At 56.4% G+C, this 19651-nt stretch carries 22 protein-coding genes; 8 read left to right on the top strand and 14 right to left on the bottom strand.

The genetic code is table 11. The annotated features are described in order from the left end of the window. Positions 1-4: 4 nt before the first annotated feature. The 9 genes from ACR0AY_RS19155 to ACR0AY_RS19115 form a co-directional block, all read right to left on the bottom strand. On the bottom strand, positions 5-1123 hold the full coding sequence (locus ACR0AY_RS19155; protein ID WP_170515766.1) for a hypothetical protein: 1119 nt from the start codon (positions 1121-1123) through the stop codon (positions 5-7). 270 nt (positions 1124-1393) lie between these two features. Further along, on the bottom strand, positions 1394-2473 hold the full coding sequence (locus tag ACR0AY_RS19150; protein ID WP_170515769.1) for a coiled-coil domain-containing protein: 1080 nt from the start codon (positions 2471-2473) through the stop codon (positions 1394-1396). Between the two features lie 210 nt (positions 2474-2683). Next, positions 2684-3115 (bottom strand): hypothetical protein, encoded by a 432-nt coding sequence (locus tag ACR0AY_RS19145; RefSeq protein ID WP_170395209.1) that lies wholly within the window; start codon positions 3113-3115, stop codon positions 2684-2686. 223 nt (positions 3116-3338) lie between these two features. Then, complete coding sequence (locus ACR0AY_RS19140; protein ID WP_170395206.1) at positions 3339-3806, bottom strand: Hsp20 family protein; 468 nt, start codon at positions 3804-3806, stop codon at positions 3339-3341. 122 nt (positions 3807-3928) lie between these two features. Next, a complete protein-coding gene (locus tag ACR0AY_RS19135) occupies positions 3929-4747 on the bottom strand; it encodes a trypsin-like serine peptidase (protein ID WP_480454506.1) in 819 nt (272 codons plus the stop codon). Then, the gene (locus ACR0AY_RS19130) at positions 4744-5529 is read right to left on the bottom strand and encodes a trypsin-like serine peptidase (RefSeq protein ID WP_170423291.1); all 786 of its coding nucleotides are present in this window, start codon (positions 5527-5529) and stop codon (positions 4744-4746) included. The genes ACR0AY_RS19135 and ACR0AY_RS19130 overlap by 4 nt, the downstream gene beginning before the upstream one ends. 117 nt (positions 5530-5646) lie before the next feature. Next, a complete protein-coding gene (glcF, locus tag ACR0AY_RS19125) occupies positions 5647-6960 on the bottom strand; it encodes a glycolate oxidase subunit GlcF (protein ID WP_170515772.1) in 1314 nt (437 codons plus the stop codon). A 3-nt stretch (positions 6961-6963) separates the two neighbouring features. After that, entirely contained in the window at positions 6964-8058 is a 1095-nt protein-coding gene (locus ACR0AY_RS19120) for an FAD-binding protein (RefSeq protein WP_170515775.1), read from the bottom strand. A gap of 50 nt (positions 8059-8108) precedes the next feature. Further along, complete coding sequence (locus ACR0AY_RS19115) at positions 8109-9548, bottom strand: FAD-linked oxidase C-terminal domain-containing protein (RefSeq protein WP_170515778.1); 1440 nt, start codon at positions 9546-9548, stop codon at positions 8109-8111. Between the two features lie 80 nt (positions 9549-9628). Between ACR0AY_RS19115 and ACR0AY_RS19110 the strand changes: the two genes are divergently transcribed. Together ACR0AY_RS19110 and ACR0AY_RS19105 are read left to right on the top strand one after the other, a co-directional pair. Further along, the gene (locus ACR0AY_RS19110) at positions 9629-10339 is read left to right on the top strand and encodes a DUF599 domain-containing protein (RefSeq protein WP_170395190.1); all 711 of its coding nucleotides are present in this window, start codon (positions 9629-9631) and stop codon (positions 10337-10339) included. 35 nt (positions 10340-10374) lie between these two features. After that, the gene (locus ACR0AY_RS19105) at positions 10375-10722 is read left to right on the top strand and encodes a hypothetical protein (RefSeq protein WP_170515781.1); all 348 of its coding nucleotides are present in this window, start codon (positions 10375-10377) and stop codon (positions 10720-10722) included. 3 nt (positions 10723-10725) lie between these two features. On the opposite strand, the gene ACR0AY_RS19100 is transcribed toward ACR0AY_RS19105, so the two are convergent. The 4 genes from ACR0AY_RS19100 to ACR0AY_RS19085 form a co-directional block, all read right to left on the bottom strand. Then, entirely contained in the window at positions 10726-11211 is a 486-nt protein-coding gene (locus ACR0AY_RS19100; RefSeq protein WP_170515786.1) for an NAD(P)H-dependent oxidoreductase, read from the bottom strand. Between the two features lies 1 nt (position 11212). Next, complete coding sequence (gene rlmH / locus ACR0AY_RS19095; protein ID WP_170515789.1) at positions 11213-11683, bottom strand: 23S rRNA (pseudouridine(1915)-N(3))-methyltransferase RlmH; 471 nt, start codon at positions 11681-11683, stop codon at positions 11213-11215. A 44-nt stretch (positions 11684-11727) separates the two neighbouring features. Then, positions 11728-12087, bottom strand: coding sequence for a ribosome silencing factor (gene rsfS / locus ACR0AY_RS19090; protein ID WP_039541351.1), 360 nt, complete (start codon positions 12085-12087; stop codon positions 11728-11730). A 164-nt stretch (positions 12088-12251) separates the two neighbouring features. Continuing rightward, entirely contained in the window at positions 12252-13613 is a 1362-nt protein-coding gene (locus ACR0AY_RS19085) for a mechanosensitive ion channel domain-containing protein (RefSeq protein WP_170408707.1), read from the bottom strand. Between the two features lie 123 nt (positions 13614-13736). Here ACR0AY_RS19085 and ACR0AY_RS19080 point away from each other — a divergent pair, with 123 nt between their 5' ends. The 6 genes from ACR0AY_RS19080 (at position 13737) to ACR0AY_RS19055 (ending at position 18701) form a co-directional block, all read left to right on the top strand. After that, positions 13737-13832, top strand: a complete 96-nt coding sequence (locus ACR0AY_RS19080; protein ID WP_260023663.1) for an isopropylmalate isomerase — start codon at positions 13737-13739, stop codon at positions 13830-13832. A 43-nt stretch (positions 13833-13875) separates the two neighbouring features. Further along, positions 13876-15279 carry a 3-isopropylmalate dehydratase large subunit gene (gene leuC / locus ACR0AY_RS19075; RefSeq protein WP_170515791.1) on the top strand — a complete coding sequence of 468 codons (1404 nt, stop codon included), beginning with the start codon at positions 13876-13878 and terminating at the stop codon, positions 15277-15279. A gap of 38 nt (positions 15280-15317) precedes the next feature. Then, entirely contained in the window at positions 15318-15872 is a 555-nt protein-coding gene (locus ACR0AY_RS19070; RefSeq protein ID WP_170395171.1) for an HdeD family acid-resistance protein, read from the top strand. A gap of 42 nt (positions 15873-15914) precedes the next feature. Then, positions 15915-16520: a 3-isopropylmalate dehydratase small subunit gene (gene leuD, locus ACR0AY_RS19065; RefSeq protein WP_170395169.1), complete on the top strand. Its 606-nt coding sequence runs from the start codon at positions 15915-15917 to the stop codon at positions 16518-16520. 331 nt (positions 16521-16851) lie between these two features. Next, a complete protein-coding gene (locus tag ACR0AY_RS19060) occupies positions 16852-17682 on the top strand; it encodes a hypothetical protein (RefSeq protein ID WP_170395166.1) in 831 nt (276 codons plus the stop codon). Continuing rightward, a complete protein-coding gene (locus ACR0AY_RS19055) occupies positions 17679-18701 on the top strand; it encodes an endonuclease/exonuclease/phosphatase family protein (protein ID WP_170515794.1) in 1023 nt (340 codons plus the stop codon). The genes ACR0AY_RS19060 and ACR0AY_RS19055 overlap by 4 nt, the downstream gene beginning before the upstream one ends. 7 nt (positions 18702-18708) lie before the next feature. On the opposite strand, the gene ACR0AY_RS19050 is transcribed toward ACR0AY_RS19055, so the two are convergent. Continuing rightward, complete coding sequence (locus ACR0AY_RS19050; protein WP_170515796.1) at positions 18709-19614, bottom strand: sugar nucleotide-binding protein; 906 nt, start codon at positions 19612-19614, stop codon at positions 18709-18711. Between the last annotated feature and the right edge of the window lie 37 nt (positions 19615-19651).

Below are 19651 nucleotides of genomic sequence, written 5' to 3'. Positions count from 1 at the left end.
GAAACTAATACCTCAACACCTGCCCTGACTTGCTGACCACGAACTTGCGCACATCGGCAAACCCTGGAGGGTTACGCTCGGCCAGCACCTGAAACGGACGCTGGGGCAAGATGATCGACCGTTGGGTGCGTGTGGCCCCGGTTTCGGCCCCTTGCGCGCCGAATGGGTCGAGCGCAAAAACCTCGCGTTCGACGGTCGAGAACCATCCGGCCCGCTCTTCGATCACCTCTTCGCTTTCCAACTCTTCTGTGGTCCAGGCCAGCGCCCAGTCTTGACCTTGCGGAGATTGCGCATCCTCCAGCACCTGCCGCAGGGGGCCGGATTGTTCGGTATAGGCCGAGGAATACATCGGCCCCACATGAATGCGGCGCAGGTGTTTGGGGTGCAGGTCGTCGAAATCCTGATCGAACCCTTTGGCTATGGTCACCAGTTTCAACCCGCCCAGAGACTGCGCCATCAGATGCGCCTGCACTTCGGGCCAGCGGCGTTGGTCTTTGGGAAGGGCGGTTTTGCCGCTATCCTCCAGTTGCATCAGATAGATGACCGGCAGGTTGATCTGGCTGTCATAGACCGCCCAGTGGATCATGAACTTGCGCCGTTCGTCTTCGTTCCCGATCCAGTGGCATTCGGGATCGTTGCGGGCCCAGAACAGCTGACCTTTCAGCAATTCCTCGTAATAGAGCCTTTGCGACAGCGCGAATTGCAGCTTTGTCGGGATTTCCTGATCGCCAATGATCGTCCGGACCATGTCGGTTTTCAGATCGTCTTCCGAGGGCATATTCGCCAGATGCACCTGCGCCTGTTGCGCATCATTGGCCATGGTCAGCAGCTCGGCCGCCACCGGAAACCCGCTGTCGCGCTTGTCCATGGCGAGGCTGCCAAAGAACCGCCCGGTATCACGCCCGACCAACAGGTATTTCATGGACAGCGCACGAAAGGTGTAGAGCAACCCCGAGAGGTAGCGCGACACGATCCGCACCTCTTGCTTGCTGATCGCGCCCTCAGCCTCCATCGTTGCGGCCACGCGCAGGAGGTGGACGGTGATCACCTCGAATTTGCGGAAATAGCGGCGCGAGGCGAAAGTGTCGGTCAGGCCGACATGGTCTTGGGTGGTGTTAGTCATGAGCAGATTTATTACACCCGTTTGTGCGGCATTGATGAAGCCGCCAAGGCAAAAGAAGAACTTCCGAGATTAGATACAATGCGAAGATGATAAGCCCGAAGACTACACTACCCGGCCCGACATATAGAGTGAGGAAGCCGAGCAGCTTATAAGCTCCGCCATCAACACCCAATTCATGCAGAAGGGCCGTTAGGCCATAGACAGGGATCGGCCAAACCACGAGAATGAGGCCAATCCGTAGTAGCCTAACGTCTTTTTGGCTAAACCACTTCATCCCCCATACAAATTCTTATCATGCTTCTCGACAATCGAGGCGAACCGGCGGGCAAAACGCTCATCGGCCTTGGCTTTTTTCTCCAGCACGTCGCGGGCGAAGACCATGTGGTCCTCATGCGCCTCAAGCATGTCGGCCATTTTCTGGTTGGTCGCGGTTCCGATGGCGGCCATGGCGGTTTGCGCCTCCTGGTCGGTCTGCACGCCGATCTCGTTGATGCGGTGGGCCACGTCCTGTTGTTGCGCCGTTTTCAGCGATTTGGACAGGGCGTCATACAGCACCACGCGCTGCTGCGTGTCTGTCTGTAGCTTGTTGATCAGCACCATCTGCGTCGCCGCCTGGTTCTGGAGTGAATCGACCCAGGTTTTACCCTTTTCGATATAGCGTTCCAGCGTCTGGGATTTGGCCAGCTTGACCTGCTCTTCCTGAACCTTGGCGTTGTATTGCTTATTCAGGTCAGCCAGTTCGGTTTCCAACTGAGTCCGCGCGGCGGCATCCTGTTCGACGCTGATCTTGTTTTCCAGCGTGATGATCGCCGGGTCCATGCCCTGAATCTCTGCCCGCAAAGTCTCCAGTTCGGCCACGGTCGCCTCGCGGTCGTCCAGCGTGACGGTCAGGTTGTCCTCGACCTTGACGCGCTGTTCTTCCAGCACGGCCAACTGCCCTTCAAGCAGTTTGACGATCACATCCGATTTAGCGATCAGGTCCTGTAGCTTGTCGTCGATATTGGCGGTGCGCATGCGTTCCTGCCGCATGGACTCGGATTTGGCCTTGGCGAAGATGCCGACGAACGACTCCCACCCGGTTTTCGAACGCATTTCGTCGAAATCCTTGGAAAACGCGTTGGTCACGTCGTCGAGCCCCATGATCAGCTCAGCGATGTTGGCGTTCATCACCTCGGTATGGGCGTGCACATCTTCCAAAGTGGCATTTTCAATGTCGATATCTGCCTCTGCGGTTCCGATCTTGGCACGCGCCGCTTCGATCCGTGAGGTCAAGCCTTCAATCTGCGACTGGCTTTCGCGGACTTTCTGTTGCGTCTCTTGAATCAATGCTTCGAATTGCTGGTTCGACATCTGCTATCCCTATTCTTCTTATCATCCAATGACATAGGGAATGTTATGGCAATTTACATCCCCTTGGGTCTCCAAATCACCAAGACTGTGACAAACTCGACGCTAAAAAGATAGACGCAGAGACAAGGCCGAGACACATTGCCTACTGGTTTTCAGAAGGGAAAATAGAAGCTCTTGGATTTCTTAAGTTGAAGTTGCCGAAGGGCAAGCTCAGTAGTTTGAGTAGCGGAAATTAACCACAGCATCATCTTGAATAGCGCAATGGGCTTTTATGTGGCTCCGCGCATCATTGCTGTCCTTCGAGCGCGCGACCTCCAGATCAATCAGATCGATGCCATCAGAATTTGTCGTATAGGAAAGCGTCCGCTCAAAATCGACGGCATAGTAGCCTTGATTGCTCATGGCGGTGTGGGTCCGATGCATACAAAGCCCGATCGCATTCTCCTCGGGCGAAACGTGCGGGTGCTTCTGGTATTTTGATCCGTGCTTGTGATGGTGTTTGGCGATCGACGCTCCCAGCACACCCAACGCGACCCCAGCGATAAGCGCTCCTGTATCGTTGGCACGGGTTGATGTCGCGGTCAGTGTGGTCGATGCAACAACGGCACAGACTATAGCGGCAAAAACGGATTTCATTCGCATCTATTTCGTCTCCCTCTGTAGGCAGTGAACAAAATTCAGTTCATTGAAGTGTTCCAGAAGAGACTAGCCTGACGACCTAAACTATTGCCAGATTTTCGTGAAAACGTGTTGCCCACCAAGTCCTTGTTGCGATGGATACAACTTCGCCCCGCGCCTGGAGGAACGCGGGGCGTGTGGTGCGACAATCCAGAGAGGCGGGACTGTCGCTAAGTGATCAACAGCCTCAGTTCACGGCTTTGGCGTCAACCACGTCCTTTTCAATGGCCTTGCCAGACGAAATTTCGATCCGGCGCGGTTTCAGCGCTTCTGGCACTTCGCGCTTCAGATCGATGTTCAGCATGCCGTTTTCATGGCTCGCGCCGGTGACACGAACGTGGTCGGCCAGAGCAAAGCGGCGCTCGAACGCGCGGGTGGCGATGCCACGGTGCAGGTAGCTGCGCTCTTTTTCGTCCGAAGCTTTCTTGCCGGAAACCACCAGAGAATTTTCCTTTACCTCAACCGACAGATCGGCCTCGGAAAACCCTGCAACAGCGACCGAAATGCGGTAGGTATCAGCATCGGTCTTTTCGATGTTGTAAGGGGGATAGCTGGGCTGAGCCACGTCATTGGTCAAAACCCGGTCCATCATGTCTGCAATCTGGTCGAAACCGATGGTTGCGCGGTGAAGTGGTGCGAAGTCAAATGTACGCATGTCGTATCCTCATCTTTGAGCGATTCACGAAATTGCCCTCCGAAATGGACGGGCGGTGATTTATGCCGGACCCCAGCTTTGGCGATCCAGTAAAACTCAGATGGGAAGTAAAAGGACTGGGTTCAAGACCCGCCCGCGCTGAGGAATTTAGCACCCGAACTGGACTTGGCTGAACCCGGCTGCAATCTGCGGATTGTTGCCGTGGGTCGGGGCGCGTCACGACGCAATATCGCCTTGAGTTCCGAGACAATCCCCGACAGCTCCATCCCGTAGCCGATCTTGCGTTGACCATCCGATGCGCCCGCCGAAACAACCGACAGGATCTGCCAACGCGGGCCTTTTTTTGCTAAAATAGCGGAGCCCGACGAACCGAATGTAATATCGCAATCAAAGCTGATCAGCCCCTGCCCGCGTTGCAGGATGCGGCAAGAGCGTTGGCGCGTGATCGCCTCGGCCCGACCGCGACCATACGAGGCGACGCTGATTTCGCTGTCGCTGACGCGGCCGCTGTGCAGGGCGAACGGATCAGCAATCGAATAGGGAATCGGCTCTTCTAGCCGCATTAGAGCCACATCAATTCGAACACGTGACGCCGATACCGGCGCATTGGCAACAAAATCGGGATGGGTCGCAATCTGGATGACCTTGCGATCCGCAAGCGCCTGACCGTCGCTCAAACCGGCGCGAAAGGTCAATTCACCGGGGGCATAGGGTTTTCCAGTGGCCTTGCTCACAGCGCAATGCGCCGCTGTCAGCACGATGTCCTTTGCGATCAAAGTACCGGTGCAAAAGCCCTGTTCGCCGATATCCAGACGTCCGACCGCCTCCCACCCATACAGATCATCGCGATCCGTCAGTCGGCGCTTGCTACTGGTCTGGGCCTGCGCGGCAGTTACGAGAATAGAAACAAGCAAGGTGATACTTAGAAAAACACGCATCATGGCTTAAGGAACTTTGCTCCGAGGTTTTTGGTGTTGTTGTCCAATGTGGCGTTCATACCCCGCCCCTGCGAAAGCTCGGCCCGCAACAATTCCAGCGATTCATCCAAGGCGGTGCCCAGCGCAACGCGTTGACCCTGCAATTCGGCCTTCGCTGCAACGACCGACACAATGCGGGGCCGCTCACCGTCAAACGAAAAGATCGGCGCGCCGGATGCCCCGAAATCCACGTTGCAGGACATAACCAGAATTCCAGCCTGTCGCCCAATGACGGAACAGACTTCCTGCAATGCTGGCGCTTCGGCGCGGTCATGCGCGTACGAGACAACCCCCACCTCTTGACCGCGGGCAGGACGGCGTCCGGTTTCGAAAGGAATGACCGAGGTGTTGCGGATCGGCTGCCACAGCTCGATCAGCGCAATATCATGACGCACCCGCGTTGCTGAAACATTGCCTTCATAAACATAGTCGGGGTGAACCACTGTTCGACGCGCCGGACGATAAGCCGAGGCGGAACCGAGGCGCCAACCGGCCAGAAACTCTATCCGGGCCGGATTAATTCGCTGTTTCGTGGTCTTGTCGTACAGACAATGCGCAGCCGTCAGTACCAGAGTCGGAGATATCAGCGATCCGGTACAAAACCCGGTGCCGTCGATATCCAGCCGACCAACTGCCATCCACTCGCGCCCAGCATCGGTGGTTTCCAGGCTCCTAAGCCCAGTATCCTGCGCCTGTCCTGCCAAGGGCAGCAAGCTGAAGACAATAGCCGTGATCCAGTTGCGCACGCGGGTCTCCGGTCATGGGGTCCGACCAAGATTCGTATGCCGTTGGTGCGGCGAAAATAGGGCAATTGCCCCTTGGATGAAATTCAACCGGACCTGATGCGCGGGTGCAGCAATCGATCAACGCAGTTGGGGTACCCCAGCCATGCCGCCGCGCAATGCGCGCGGTTCCGGCCCTCCGGTGGCCCAGTCCAGCAGCTCGACTGTGTGGACAACGGGCGTGTTAGTCCCAGAGCCGATCTGCATCATGCATCCGATGTTACCTGCCGCGATAACATCAGGGTTCCTCGCCTCAAGCGTGCGCACTTTTCGTTGTTTCAACTTACCCGAAATCTCAGGCTGCATCAGGTTGTAGGTTCCTGCACTGCCACAGCACAAATGACTATCTTTAGGCTCTAACACTGTGAATCCAGCAGATTTCAGCAGGTTCTTGGGATAAGAGGTAACCTTTTGCCCATGTTGCAATGAACACGCCGCGTGGTAGGCAACAACCAGTTCTTTCTTGTCGCTGTCCGGCATCTCCAGCTGCACCAAAAGCTCACTGATATCCATCGCCATGGCGGATACACGCCCCGCATCCACCGCCAGCGGATCTCTGCGGAACATGTGCCCATAATCTTTAACCGTGGTCCCACACCCCGAGGTGTTGATCACGATCGCATCCAGACCATCACCATCCATTTCGCGTGTCCAGGCCCGGATATTGGCTGCAGCAGACGCATGGCTTTCACCGGTTTTACCCATGTGATGGGTTAATGCGCCACAACAGCTGGCACCTTCGGCGACAACGACCTCGCAGCCCAATCGGGTCAGCAGGCGAATCGTGGCGTCGTTGATGTCGGTGTTCAGCGCTTTTTGCGCACAGCCCGTCATTAGGGCGACGCGTTTCTTCTTAGCGCCTTTTGCTGCAAAGCTCTGAGGGTCATCATTGCGACTGACTGGTGGAATATATCTCGGCGCCATGTCCAGCATCGCCTTTAGCCGGGCATCCGGCATCAGAAACCGGAACGGACGACCCAGCTTTGCCCCGATTAGAGCCCAGCGAAAGCGTGTCGGATAAGGCAGGATTCTGGCCAATATCCAGCGCAGAGCCCGATCCGAGAACGGGCGCTTGTATTTGTCTTCGATATATTCCCGTGCGTGGTCCACGAGGTGCATGTAATGCACGCCCGAGGGGCACGTGGTCATGCAGGCGAGGCAGGATAGGCAGCGATCGATATGCTTGACAGTCTTTTCGTCCGGAACACGCTCATTCTCCAACATGTCCTTGATCAGATAGATGCGCCCGCGAGGGCTGTCCAACTCATCGCCTAGCACCTGATAAGTCGGGCAGGTTGCTGTACAGAAACCACAGTGAACACAATTTCGGAGTATCTCGTTGGATCGCTGAATCGCTGGGTCTTGCAACTGCTTTTCGGTAAATTTCGTCTGCATCGCCTACCCCATCAGACCCGGATTGAACACGTTCCGAGGGTCAAATCTCTTCCGAATTGCCTTTGTTAGAGCCTGAATCTGCGTGCTCTCTGGTTGGAATCGCCCAAATTCAACGATGGTGTCAGCCTCTGCGCGTACCAGCGTTGCATGTCCTTCAAAGTGACCCAGTCGTGCACGCAGATCGGTGCCCTTTGGCACCAATACCCAGATCAAGCCCCCGCCCCAGTCAAATAAGGTTCGATCCGCGTCGATCAGTTCTGCAAGGCTGGCTGCATCGCCGGGTTTCACTGATAAGCGCCAGACATCACCTTCCAGATCCTGAAACGCACGCAGATCGCGCAGATCGACCCAGCGGTTCCTCGAATTCTCTAACTCGGTGCATTCGCCCCCAAGGATTTCGCGTAATCGACCTACCCGATAGGCAACAGAGTCGGCAAATCCTTCGATCCGCAACAGCGCCTGCCCATCCAGTGGATCATAGGCTGCGCTGCTCACCTCGAAGGGGGATTTCAGGGCAGTGGACATGAGATCAACTGCGGTTCCTACATTAGCGGCCCCGACTGCCAGAGTGGTCTCGATCTCAGGTCTAGGCAGCACTTTCAGCGAGACCTCTGACAGCACCCCTAGCGTACCCCAGGAACCTGCCATGAGCTTGACCATATCGTAACCAGTGACATTCTTCATCACCCGCCCGCCATTCTTGATTACCTGCCCCAACCCGTCGACATAACGTACGCCCAACAAGAAATCCCGGCACGCGCCAGCCTGAATTCGACGCGGCCCCGAGATGTTGGCCGCGACAACACCGCCGATTGTCGGTTCCCCCGTGGTGCCCAGCAAACCGCGATGATCCATCGGCTCGAACGCCAGTTGCTGACCCTCGGCCTCCAAAGCCGCTTCGATCTCAGTCACTGGGGTCCCGGCATGTGCGACCAGAGTCAATGCGCCCGGCTCATACTGTGTAATTCCGTGCAGTCCCGATAGGTTCAGCACAGGCTCGGGCCCATCAAGGCCGCGCGTGCCGCCTCCGGCAATACGCACTGGGCCATCCAGGCCGGCAACGATGTCCGCAAGTTCAGCCTCGGTTTCAGGTGTCATGGCACTTCATCTTTTCGAAAATACTCTGGGTATTGATGGGGAAGGCTCATCTATTCCGCGGCCATCCTGCGCGTGGCAGACGCCTTTAGCGGAAACACCTTGGCTGGGTTCAACAGCCAATTCGGATCAAACACATCTTTCACCGCCATCTGCGCCTCAAGATCCTGTGGTTCATATTGGTGTGTCATCAGATCACGCTTTTCGATGCCGACCCCATGCTCACCAGTCAGGCAGCCTCCCGCATCAACGCAAAGCTTCAGGATGTCCGCCCCGAACGCTTCACATTTCTCAAGATCGCCGGGTTTGTTGGCGTCAAACAGGATCAAGGGGTGCATGTTGCCGTCACCGGCATGGAACACATTGCCGACTGGCAGGCCATAGTCTTTGCTCAGCTCCCCGATCCGGCGCAGGACGAAGGGTAGCGATGAGACCGGGATCGTCCCATCCAGACACATATAATCGTTGATTTGCCCCATCGCGCCAAAGGCCGATTTCCGACCCAGCCAGATACGGGCGCTTTCATCAGCCGATTGGCTTTCTCGCAGTTCAACCGGATTATGCCGCTTGGCGATCTCGATAATCTTCGACAACTGGCTATCGATCTCTGCCTCTGAGCCTTCAACTTCGACGATCAGCAACGCCTCGCAATCAGGATAACCCGCTTGGGCGAAATTCTCGCAGGCTCGAATACAAAGGCGGTCCATGAACTCGATCGCGACAGGCAATATGCCCGATTTGATTATGTCAGAGACGCATTGACCGGCCACTTCATTATCGTCAAAGCCCATCAGAACGGGCCGCGCACCCTCAGGTTTGCGCAGGATGCGCAACGTTGCTTCAGTTACGACACCCAATTGCCCTTCGGATCCGCAGATAACACCCAACAGGTCCAACCCGCCTGCATCCAGATAAGCACCTCCAATTTCGACCACGCTGCCATCCATCATGACCATAGTCACACCCATCAGATTGTTGGTCGTCACCCCGTATTTCAGGCAATGCGCGCCGCCGGAATTCATCGCGATATTCCCGGCAATGGCGCAGGCAAGCTGGGATGAGGGATCGGGAGCGTAAAAGAAATCTTCTTCTTCAACGGCACCGGTTACACTCAGGTTGGTTCGGCCGGATTGCACCTTGATAAACCTGTTGTCGTAATCGATTTCCAGAACTTCGTTCATCCGTGCAACGCCTAGAATCACACAATCTGCCGTCGGCAGGGCGCCACCCGCCAATGACGTGCCCGCGCCGCGCGGTACAACCGGCACACCCAGTTCATGGCAAATGCGCAAGACATCGGAAACCTGCTGCGTGGTCGAAGGCAGTACAGCCAGCATTGGCGGGCATTTATAGGCGGTCAGCGCATCACATTCATAAGCCCTGGTCTCGGCCTCTTCATGGATAACAGCATCCTTCGGCAGCACTTGCTGTAGTCGCGCAACCAATGCCTCCTTGCGTGCTAAGACATCCGGATTTGGCTTGGGCATTTCCATCGCTGATCCTCCATTTGGTAAAATTATATTACCAATTTTATCGACTGGCAAGTTGCCGAATCCAACAATAGTGTCGCGGCATGACCTGGATCGACCGCACATTACTGTTTTCCTCGCTGGACTATGCAGCCGTTTTGCTATTGTTCGCGACATGGCTGGGGATTGGGTGGAGGATCGAAAATCCGTCCTCTCAGAAACCATCGGTTTCATTGATGATGGATGATTTCCGCAAGGTCTGGATGCGTGAAATGGTGACGCGCCAGCCGCGTGTGTTCGATGCACAAGTGATCTCGGCCATGCGCCAGGGCAGCACGTTCTTCGCTTCGACAATCATGATTGCAATAGGCGGCGGCTTGGCATTGCTTGGCAATACCGAACGCCTTGCTGGGGTTGCTGAAGATCTTGCCATCGGCCGTGCGCCTGCCATGGTTTGGGAAATCAAGATACTGATTATTCTGCTTTTTCTGTCGAACGCTTTTCTGAAATTTGTCTGGTCGCATCGCCTGTTTGGGTATTGCGCAATCCTGATGGCCGCTGTTCCAAATGATCCCGATGATCCACAGGCCTATCCACGCGCCACACAATCCGCTGATATCTGCATCACGGCGGCTCGTAGTTTCAATCGCGCGTTGCGGGCGACATATTTTGCGTTGGCTTCAATTGCATGGATACTTGGACCGGTAGCCTTGATCCTAAGCTCAATCGTCACATTCGGTGTGCTCTATCGTCGCGAATTCGCCTCACATTCACGCACCGTAATCATGACTGCGCCACCAAACACAGAGTCGTGATCTCAATGCCATGCGCGAGCGCATAGTTTGACCTCATGCGATATCTGATTCTCAGCGCCTTACTGGCCAGCCCCGCATTCGCCGACCCTCCGACGGTCGAACAGGTTTCAGCCCAATCAAATGGGGATACCTGGCGGTTTGACGTCACGGTCCGCCACTCCGACACCGGATGGGATAACTATGCCGATGGCTGGCGTGTTCTGGATATGCAGGGGAACGAGCTGGGGATGCGTGTGCTGCATCACCCTCATGTCGATGAGCAGCCCTTTACACGGTCACTTGGCGGGGTGGTGATTCCGGACGGGACCACGCAGGTGCAAATTCAGGCGCGCGACAATGTCGGGGGGTGGAGCGAAGACACAACCGTAGTCGACCTGAATTGACGCTCAGAATACCCCGAGGCTGAGACCTGCGGCCAAGGCCGCTCCAACCTCACGACAGTTTTCAAGTTGTTCTTCGGGAATGATCTTTTCGGCCAAGATCGCCTTGGGTGTTTGCACATGAGTGCAGATGATCAGGGGCGGTTGCACCTCTTTCAACCGCCACCCCGTTGCGATCCGTGCCATCTGTCGCGCGGCATTTTCACCATCTGATCCGGCGCAGACCATCTGCGCATAGGGTCGACCTTCGATCTGACCCAGCACCGGATAATAGCAGCGGTCAAAGAACTCTTTCATCAGCCCAGAGATCGCGGCCAGGTTCTCGGGCGCGCAGAAGATATAGCCATCGGAGGCCAGCAAGTCGTTCGGACCGACCTGATCGGCGGTTTTCAGGATGGTGTTCGCTTCATCCCGCGCTGCTTCGGCTGCGGCTTCAGCCATTTGCCGGGTGCCGCCGGTGCGCGAGTGGTAGACGATCAATAGCTGCGCCATGTCAGACCCGGTGATAAGGGCCGCCTGAAAGGATGGTCGCGGCCCGGTAAAGTTGCTCGGCCAGCATCACACGGACCAACATATGGGGCCAGACCATTGACCCAAAGGATAGGGAAAAATCAGCCTCCGCCCGCAGATTTGGGTCTATTCCGTCCGCTCCGCCGATGATCAGCGCCAGATCCTGTCGGCCCGCGTCGCGCCATCCACCCAGCTTTTTTGCAAATTCAGGCGAGGACAACACCCGTCCGCGCTCATCTAGCGTACAGATCACCACACCCTTGGGCAGCGCCTTGCGCAGCAGGGCCGCCTCGGCCCCCATGCCTGCGTTTTTCTTGTCTTCGACCTCGATCACCTTCGCAGGACCAAGGCCCAGCGCGCGGCCGGTCCTGTCAAATCGGGTCAGGTAGTCGTCAAGCAGGGATTTCTCCGGTCCGGCGCGCAATCGCCCGACCGCAACGATGCTGATACGCATGTCTCTCTCGCCTCCGGCCCCTCAATACAGGCCGGGATGGCGCCTCAATTCGCCGAGGCGCTGCCGCCCTGAGGCAGCCACATCTTTTCCAGCTGATAGAATTCACGCACTTCGGGGCGGAAGATATGAACGACCACGTCGCCCGTATCGATCAGCACCCAGTCGCCGGCATCCTTGCCTTCGACCTTCGAGGTGAAACCGAATTCCTGCTTGATGCGATCCGTCAGCTTTTCCGCCATGGCCGAGACCTGGCGGGTCGACCGACCCGAGGCAATCACCATGTGATCCGCAACAGAAGACTTACCTTGCAGGTTGATCTGCACGACGTCTTCGGCCTTGTCATCGGAAAGTGAGGAAAGGATACGTTCAAGCAGCTTGTCGCTGATTGACTGAGAGTGGGCCATTACACCGGCCCCATCATCGGCGGGCAAACCCGCCTGTGTATGTAGAGACAGGACATAGTCCTCCTTTGCTGCGCGCCGCCAAACCCCGGCGCCGGGGTACTAATAAGGTAACAAGGGGATTGCAACATTTCAATGAAAGGGCCGACGCTGCGCCCCACATCCGGTCACTCTTTGGCGAGATGTTGCACCTCGGCGTCGGCCTCCGGGCCGCCCAACACACGGATTTCACGCTGCGGGAACGGAAGCGAGATGTCTTCGACCTTGAACGCATCCCACAGCGCCAGGAAGACATTGCCCCGAATGTTTGTCAGACCCTTGTTCGGATCACTGATCCAGAAGCGCAATACATAGTCCACGCTGCTGTCACCGAAACCAGTGATATGGCAGACAGGTTCATGTTTGCCTCCACTCAGCACTCGACCAACCGTCTTGACGGCACGGATCGCTGTCGCGCGGACTTTGTGCGGGTCGTCGTCGTAGCTGGTGCCGAAATCAAGATCCAACCGCACGAAACGGTCGGAATGCGACCAGTTCACCACCTGATTGGTAATCAGATCTTCGTTCGGAATCAGATATTCCCGACCATCCCGCGTAACCACCGAGACATAGCGCGCGCCCAGCGCGTTAATCCAACCGAATGTGTCCCCGAGTGAAATCACGTCGCCCGGTTTGATCGACCGGTCCATCAGGATGATGATGCCTGAGATCAGGTTCGAAACCACTTTTTGCAGGCCAAACCCGATCCCGACGCCAATGGCCCCGGACAGCAACGCTATGCCAGTCAGATCAAACCCGAGGGTGCGGATCGCCGCCATGAACACCGCCCCGTAGAGCAGCACCTGAATACCCTTGGCCAGAAGAACCTGCATCGATGGGGTTATGTCTTGATTGTTCGTAAGGCCGCGCTCAGCCGCGCGTGTGCCGACACGCGCCAAAGTCAGCAGGACGCCGATCAGCAGTACAGCCTTGATGATGCCCAGCGCCGAGATATGAAGATCACCGATAGAAATGGCGACGCCATCTAGGAAACCGGCTACATCATCCGTCAGGTTCAACGCAATCAGCGTGGCATAGACCCACATAGACCATTTAAATATTTGTCGCAGCGTTCGGTTTCTCACCAATCGCGAAACCAACGCGATGGCCAGCCATGCAACAGCCAGCGTTGCGAAGACACCAAGTATATAGCTCCGCGACGGCCATGTGACCTGTTGCATCACCAGATAAAGCCCACCAGACAGCAACACAAAATACACCAGCGTCAGACGGCGCATCAGTTGGATCAATATCCGCAGACGCCATTTCGGCCATCCCACCCGGGCCCTCGCCCAGGTTTCCCATCGGCCCTGCGTCAGCAGTTTCAGCAAGAATGAGATTGCCCAGAGAAACAGGATGATGATGAGTTGATACTGCCGCCATCCTGGGGTGACGATCAACTCGACCAGACCTTCAATTTGCGAGGAAAACGCCGCCGTCATGTTGGCGTAAAGCTCCGAGAGCGTCTCCGGTAGTAAATCCTGGTTCATTCACCTCTCCTGCAGGTCAGCTTGGACAGCGATGCTGGATGATGCAAGCCTGCAGTGAGACGGTTGGGATTGAACCTTGATTGACACGAATGCCCGTTATATCTGGTGCGTATGAGACTCAATGTGGCCCAAGAACAGAATCTGGAAGATCGCGCGCGTCTGCGTGAACGGTTCTTTGGGGCTGCCCGCACGGTCTTGGCCCGCCTATCGGCGGCCTAAGCCAACTCGCCAGCTATTTCTCATTACATACGGGAGAGGACCGATGTCCCCCACAACACTCTATGACAAGATCTGGGATGCCCATGTCGCCCACGAGGCCGATGATGGCACCTGCCTGCTGTATATCGACCGCCATCTGGTTCACGAAGTGACCAGCCCACAGGCGTTCGAAGGCCTGCGCATGGCGGGCCGCAAGGTGCGCGCGCCAGAAAAAACCATCGCCGTGCCGGATCACAACGTACCGACCACGCCGGACCGTGTGAATGGTATCGAAAACCCGGAATCACGCATTCAGGTCGAGGCACTGGACAAGAACGCCAAGGATTTCGGCATTCACTATTACCCTGTGCACGACGTCCGTCAGGGCATTGTGCATATCGTCGGCCCCGAACAAGGCTGGACCCTGCCCGGCATGACCGTTGTTTGCGGCGACAGCCACACGGCGACTCATGGTGCATTCGGCGCTCTGGCGCACGGCATCGGCACATCCGAGGTTGAACACGTTCTGGCCACCCAGACTCTGATCCAGAAGAAGTCCAAGAATATGAAGGTCGAAATCACCGGCAAACTGCAGCCGGGTGTGACCGCCAAAGATATCACTCTGGCTGTGATCGGCGAGACCGGTACTGCTGGCGGTACAGGTTATGTCATCGAGTATTGCGGCGAAGCGATCCGCGATCTTTCGATGGAAGGGCGCATGACCGTCTGTAACATGGCCATCGAGGGCGGCGCCCGCGCTGGCCTGATCGCGCCGGATGAGACTACGTTCGAGTATGTCAAAGGCCGGCCCCATGCGCCGAAAGGTGCCCAGTGGGAAGCCGCGATGGACTGGTGGAAGACGCTTTACACCGACGAAGATGCGCATTTCGATAAAGTCATCACGCTGCGTGGTGAAGATATCGCGCCGGTCGTCACTTGGGGCACCAGTCCCGAAGATGTGCTGCCGATCACCGCATCCGTACCGCATCCCGAAGATTTCGAAGGCGGTAAAGTCGACGCGGCCCGCCGTTCGATTGAGTATATGGGCTTGGAAGCCGGTCAAAAGCTGAGCGATGTTGAAATCGACACCGTTTTCATCGGCTCTTGCACCAACGGTCGGATCGAAGACCTGCGCGCTGCGGCGGAAATCCTGAAAGGCAAGAAGATCAAGGACGGCATGCGCGCCATGGTCGTACCGGGTTCGGGTTTGGTGCGTGCACAGGCCGAAGAAGAAGGTTTGGCCGAGATCTTCAAAGATGCCGGTTTCGAGTGGCGTCTCGCAGGCTGCTCAATGTGTCTGGCAATGAACCCCGACCAGTTGCAACCGGGCGAGCGCTGTGCCGCGACTTCGAACCGCAACTTCGAAGGCCGCCAGGGTCGCGGTGGGCGTACCCATCTGCTGAGCCCCGCAATGGCTGCCGCTGCGGCAATCACAGGACGGCTGACAGACGTCCGTGAATTGATGTAAGAGTCTCTCATATCTAGATATTTGATGGAGAGACTAACATGAGTGATTGGGTCAAATGGCTACTGCTTGGACTTTTGTCCATAGCATTCGGGGTGTTCGTATTGGGCGCACCGGTCGTGGCGTCCGTTGCCGTAACAGTAGTAACTGGTGTGTTGCTATTGATTGCGGGCGGAATGCAGATCGTTGGTGGCTTCACGGTTGAAGGCACTGGCAACAAGATCCTGTCACTCATCATGGGTGCGGTCATGCTGTTTCTGGGCTGGTCCTTTCTGGATCACCCGCTGCAGGGCACGCTGACGCTGGCAACTGTGATGCTCATCCTGTTCATGGCAGGCGGCATCGCACGGGTCATTCTGTCGTTCCAGATGAAAGGAACGCAGTTTTTCTGGCCCACGATGATCTCGGGCATCTTGTCGATCATCCTCGCCGGCATCATCTGGACCTATGTGGGCAAGGAACCGGCTGCTCTGCTGAGTATACTGGGGATCTTCCTAGGCATTGAGATGCTGTTCAACGGGTTCGGATTGGTCTTCATGGCGTTCTTCGTCAAGAACGCACCCAAGGACGAAACAACAGAAGCGAAAGAAGCTTAAACGCGGAGCACGGGCGCGGCCCTACCCCGCAGGAGTGTAGAAATGGAAAAGTTCGAAAAAGTCCACGGGGTGGCCGCCCCAATGCCACTGATCAATATCGACACCGATATGATCATTCCCAAAGTGCACCTGAAAACCATCAAACGCTCTGGCCTGGGTGTCGTGCTGTTTGATGAGATGCGCTATCACGATCATGGCGGCGAGAACGAAGATTTCGTTCTGAACAAACCCGCTTATCGCAACACCGAGATTCTGGTGGCCGGCGACAATTTCGGTTGCGGCTCGTCGCGGGAACATGCGCCATGGGCGATCAAGGATTTCGGCATCAAGGTGGTGATCTCGACCAGCTTCGCCGACATCTTTTTCAACAACTGCTTCAAGAACGGCATCCTGCCCATCGTAGTCGAAGAAGAGCATCACGCGATTCTTATGGATGACGCGCACAAGGGTGAAAACGCCCGCATGACCGTGCATCTGGAAGATCAGCAGATTACCACTTCGGATGGCATGGTCATCGAGTTCGACATTGACCCACACCGCAAGCACTGCCTGCTGAACGGTCTGGACGATATTGGCCTGACGATGGAAAAAGACCATCACATCGACAAGTTCGAAGATCATGCGAGTCAGGCCCGCCCCTGGGTATGATTCTGGGGACGAATCTGTTGATACTCAACCTAACAGGGTCGCAAGCGCGGCCCTGTTCGCATTCTTGGGGCAAAAACCCAGTGCACCACAACATATAGGTATCAATTTGAGATACACGTCGGATTTGCGTCGAAATTGATGCAATCCCGCACCAGTTGCGCCATCATTTTGCCCGAAATTGCGTGTTATTTGCTCATTGGCTTGAGCGAAATACCGCTTATCGGCAAAGTTGGCACCCATGAGGTAGCCGCCAACGAACGAGCGGTGAGCACAAGTTGGACGATAAGTCGGCACAGAATCGACTACGCCGGTTTGAAAAAGGGTTCGGATTGTGATTGCACGCACAACGGGGGCGGCGATACGTGGATTATTGGTAGCACTTATGGTGCTTACCCCTGCGTTGTACCTGCCTACATCGACGTCGAATGGGACTGAGATTGTCGTCTTTCTGGCGATCCTTGCGTTTATCCTGACTTTCTCGGAATACAACTCGGCCTTTCCAAGCTTTATCGAATTTCGTGACGCACCACCTGTGAACAGGCTGCGCTTTGTCGGTTTGATGTCGATGGTTACCTTCCTGACGCTGATCTGCAAGAACGCCTATGCCCCCTCGGAACTTACTGGCCTGTTTTATTCAGTTGGCCTGATGGTCGCGAATGTGGTGGATTTCCCCTACTCCCCCGTTCGTCTTGTGGTTCTGATGCTGCCCGCCGATGCCAGCCAGCCCCTCGTAGATTTGGTGCGTATCTCCGCCAGCGTCGCCTATGTCGCGGCCTTGGTTACCATCGCCAGCTTTGCCTATGCAGTGAAGCTTCGGGGATGGCCAACAGGCAACGGCGCGTTCAACGTCTGGACCAATCTGCCCCTGTTTGACCCAACCAAGGGTGGTGATGTGGTCACCCGTCTGCAGCGTGACGGGCGGCTCAACATCGCAATTGGGGCTTTGCTGCCTTTCCTGATTCCCGCCCTGATCAAACTGATGGCTGCTTTCATCACGCCGATCGCGCTCAGCAATCCGCAGACATTGATCTGGACCCTTTGCGCATGGGCATTCCTGCCTGCCAGCATGATCATGCGAGGCATGGCGACACTGCGCATTGCCGGCCTGATCGTTGAGAAGCGCCGCGCATACTCAACTTCCGAGTCAACTCAGATCGCATGATCCGACTGCTGGTTCTGTTGCTGTTGCCGTTTACGGCACAGGCAGAGACATTGCGCATCGCAAGTTTCAATACGGAACTCAGTCGCGAAGGTCCCGGCCTGTTGCTGCGTGATATTCGGCGGAACGACCCTCAGGTCGCTGCGGTGATCGAGGTGCTCATGACAACCCGTCCCGATATCGTCGCGCTGCAAGGCATCGATTGGGATTTAGACGGGCTTGCCCTTGCTGCGCTGGTCGAGGCGCTGAAAAGCAACGGCTTGGATTATCAATACAGTTACGCCGAGCAACCCAATTCCGGGATCGAAACCGCGTTGGATCTGGATGGGGACGGCAAGACGGGCGGCCCGGGCGATGCACAAGGCTGGGGGCGGTTCACCGGCCAGAATGGGCTGGCAGTGCTGTCCCGCTATCCTATCGCTACCGATCAATTGCGGTCATTCACCCAGATGCGGTGGCGCGACTTGCCGGATGCCCAGCTGCCAGCCGAGGATGGAGAGCCCTTCCCATCACCACAAGCGCAGGCTGTTCAGCGGCTGTCTTCTACATCGCATTGGGTCGTTCCGGTCGACACCCCGAGTGGTCGCCTAAACCTGATGACGTTTCACGCCAGCCCGCCTGTCTTTGATGGACCTGAAGATCGGAACGGACTGCGCAACCGGGATGAAATTCGGCTCTGGTCGCTTTTGCTGAACGGTGATCTGGGTGAGAAACCTATGGGGCGTTTTGTCATCGCAGGTGATGCGAACCAGGATCCTTACAAAGGCGAGGGTCGCAAAACGGCAATCCGTAATCTTCTGGCCGATCCGCAACTGCAGGATCCGATGCCTGTTGACCCTGCGGGGTCAACTTCAACAGTTTTGTGGAAGGGCGTTGGCGAGATGAGAGTTGATTATGTCCTACCTTCGGCGGATTGGCGTGTGCACGATGCGGGCATTTACTGGCCGGAGCCCACATCCCGTGACGCGGCCGTCGCCGCAAGCCGTCACCGGCTTGTCTGGGTCGATCTGTTCGACGAATAGGCTTCGATCATGACCGTATGACGGTGCCGAGTCGCTGGCGGGATTCATATTGCACAGGTTCAGACACGGCGTTCGTCAACGCATCATTTAGGTCGGTCTGCGCAAATTCCGGTAGCAGAGCATCAAAGAGGCGTCCGTCCAGCCGGTGAGAAGTATTCCATAGATACCTCATCTCAAGCAAATGCGGTGCCATCCGCCATAACGGGCGGGCCAGTTGCAGGGGCCACCACGCCATCTGTTTAAGGGTAAGCTCACGCCCCACAACCTGCGAAAGCGCCAATGCCATTTCATTGCCGGTCAAGGTGTATCCAGCATAGGGGACATCGCAGAAACGCGGTAGCAGGTTGCGCATTTCTGCCAATTCCACAGCAGCGCGAGTTAAATCGGGCAGATAGGCCCAAGCATGCTCGATATCCGGATTGCCGGGATACACAAAGCGCCCGCGCCGCAAGTGTTTGATGAGAATCTGATCGAACCAATTGCCAGAGGCCGTGGTATCTATGAAATCACCTGCCCGCAACATGATGGTCCGAACCGACGAGGCACGATAAGCCTCTTCCATCTCGATCCGAATGCGTCCCAACGGATTTCGCGCAAGATGCGGTGTCCTGCTCGACCAGGCGCCGGGCGTATCCGCACCGAAAACATAAACGTTCCCCGGGACAATGACCGTCAAGTCACGCTCTGATGCAGCGGCGATTACCTGACGATGCAACTCTGGCACCTGCTCCGCCCAGTCGGGGTAAAGCGGGTTCCAGGCGTTCACGATGACGTCTACTCCATGTACCGCCGCGCGCAATTCCTCCCTGCGTCGATCAAACTTTTGCACAATCCATCCCGCATCCGAAAAGGCTCTTGCAGCGTTGCGCCCAAATCGACCGGTGGACCCGAGAATAAGTACCGTTTGTGGCATTGATCCCTCCGTTCCGGATCAATCTATTCATTCACGA

The sequence above is a fragment of the Ruegeria sp. A5 genome (genome assembly GCF_056543005.1).
Note: the sequence above shows the minus strand (reverse complement) of the source record. Positions and strands in the feature narration are given on the sequence as shown.

What these genes read in the sequence shown, in the direction of transcription:
- ACR0AY_RS19055 (WP_170515794.1), top strand. Translation starts at nt 17,679, where the DNA reads ATGATCCGACTGCTGGTTCTGTTGCTGTTGCCGTTTACGGCACAGGCA.
- ACR0AY_RS19050 (WP_170515796.1), bottom strand. Translation starts at nt 19,614, where the DNA reads ATGCCACAAACGGTACTTATTCTCGGGTCCACCGGTCGATTTGGGCGC.
- ACR0AY_RS19100 (WP_170515786.1), bottom strand. Translation starts at nt 11,211, where the DNA reads ATGGCGCAGCTATTGATCGTCTACCACTCGCGCACCGGCGGCACCCGG.
- ACR0AY_RS19120 (WP_170515775.1), bottom strand. Translation starts at nt 8,058, where the DNA reads ATGACACCTGAAACCGAGGCTGAACTTGCGGACATCGTTGCCGGCCTG.
- ACR0AY_RS19135 (WP_480454506.1), bottom strand. Translation starts at nt 4,747, where the DNA reads ATGATGCGTGTTTTTCTAAGTATCACCTTGCTTGTTTCTATTCTCGTA.
- leuC (WP_170515791.1), top strand. Translation starts at nt 13,876, where the DNA reads ATGTCCCCCACAACACTCTATGACAAGATCTGGGATGCCCATGTCGCC.
- rlmH (WP_170515789.1), bottom strand. Translation starts at nt 11,683, where the DNA reads ATGCGTATCAGCATCGTTGCGGTCGGGCGATTGCGCGCCGGACCGGAG.
- leuD (WP_170395169.1), top strand. Translation starts at nt 15,915, where the DNA reads ATGGAAAAGTTCGAAAAAGTCCACGGGGTGGCCGCCCCAATGCCACTG.
- rsfS (WP_039541351.1), bottom strand. Translation starts at nt 12,087, where the DNA reads ATGGCCCACTCTCAGTCAATCAGCGACAAGCTGCTTGAACGTATCCTT.
- ACR0AY_RS19150 (WP_170515769.1), bottom strand. Translation starts at nt 2,473, where the DNA reads ATGTCGAACCAGCAATTCGAAGCATTGATTCAAGAGACGCAACAGAAA.
- ACR0AY_RS19085 (WP_170408707.1), bottom strand. Translation starts at nt 13,613, where the DNA reads ATGAACCAGGATTTACTACCGGAGACGCTCTCGGAGCTTTACGCCAAC.
- ACR0AY_RS19110 (WP_170395190.1), top strand. Translation starts at nt 9,629, where the DNA reads ATGACCTGGATCGACCGCACATTACTGTTTTCCTCGCTGGACTATGCA.
- ACR0AY_RS19105 (WP_170515781.1), top strand. Translation starts at nt 10,375, where the DNA reads ATGCGATATCTGATTCTCAGCGCCTTACTGGCCAGCCCCGCATTCGCC.
- ACR0AY_RS19155 (WP_170515766.1), bottom strand. Translation starts at nt 1,123, where the DNA reads ATGACTAACACCACCCAAGACCATGTCGGCCTGACCGACACTTTCGCC.
- ACR0AY_RS19115 (WP_170515778.1), bottom strand. Translation starts at nt 9,548, where the DNA reads ATGGAAATGCCCAAGCCAAATCCGGATGTCTTAGCACGCAAGGAGGCA.
- glcF (WP_170515772.1), bottom strand. Translation starts at nt 6,960, where the DNA reads ATGCAGACGAAATTTACCGAAAAGCAGTTGCAAGACCCAGCGATTCAG.
- ACR0AY_RS19145 (WP_170395209.1), bottom strand. Translation starts at nt 3,115, where the DNA reads ATGCGAATGAAATCCGTTTTTGCCGCTATAGTCTGTGCCGTTGTTGCA.
- ACR0AY_RS19140 (WP_170395206.1), bottom strand. Translation starts at nt 3,806, where the DNA reads ATGCGTACATTTGACTTCGCACCACTTCACCGCGCAACCATCGGTTTC.
- ACR0AY_RS19070 (WP_170395171.1), top strand. Translation starts at nt 15,318, where the DNA reads ATGAGTGATTGGGTCAAATGGCTACTGCTTGGACTTTTGTCCATAGCA.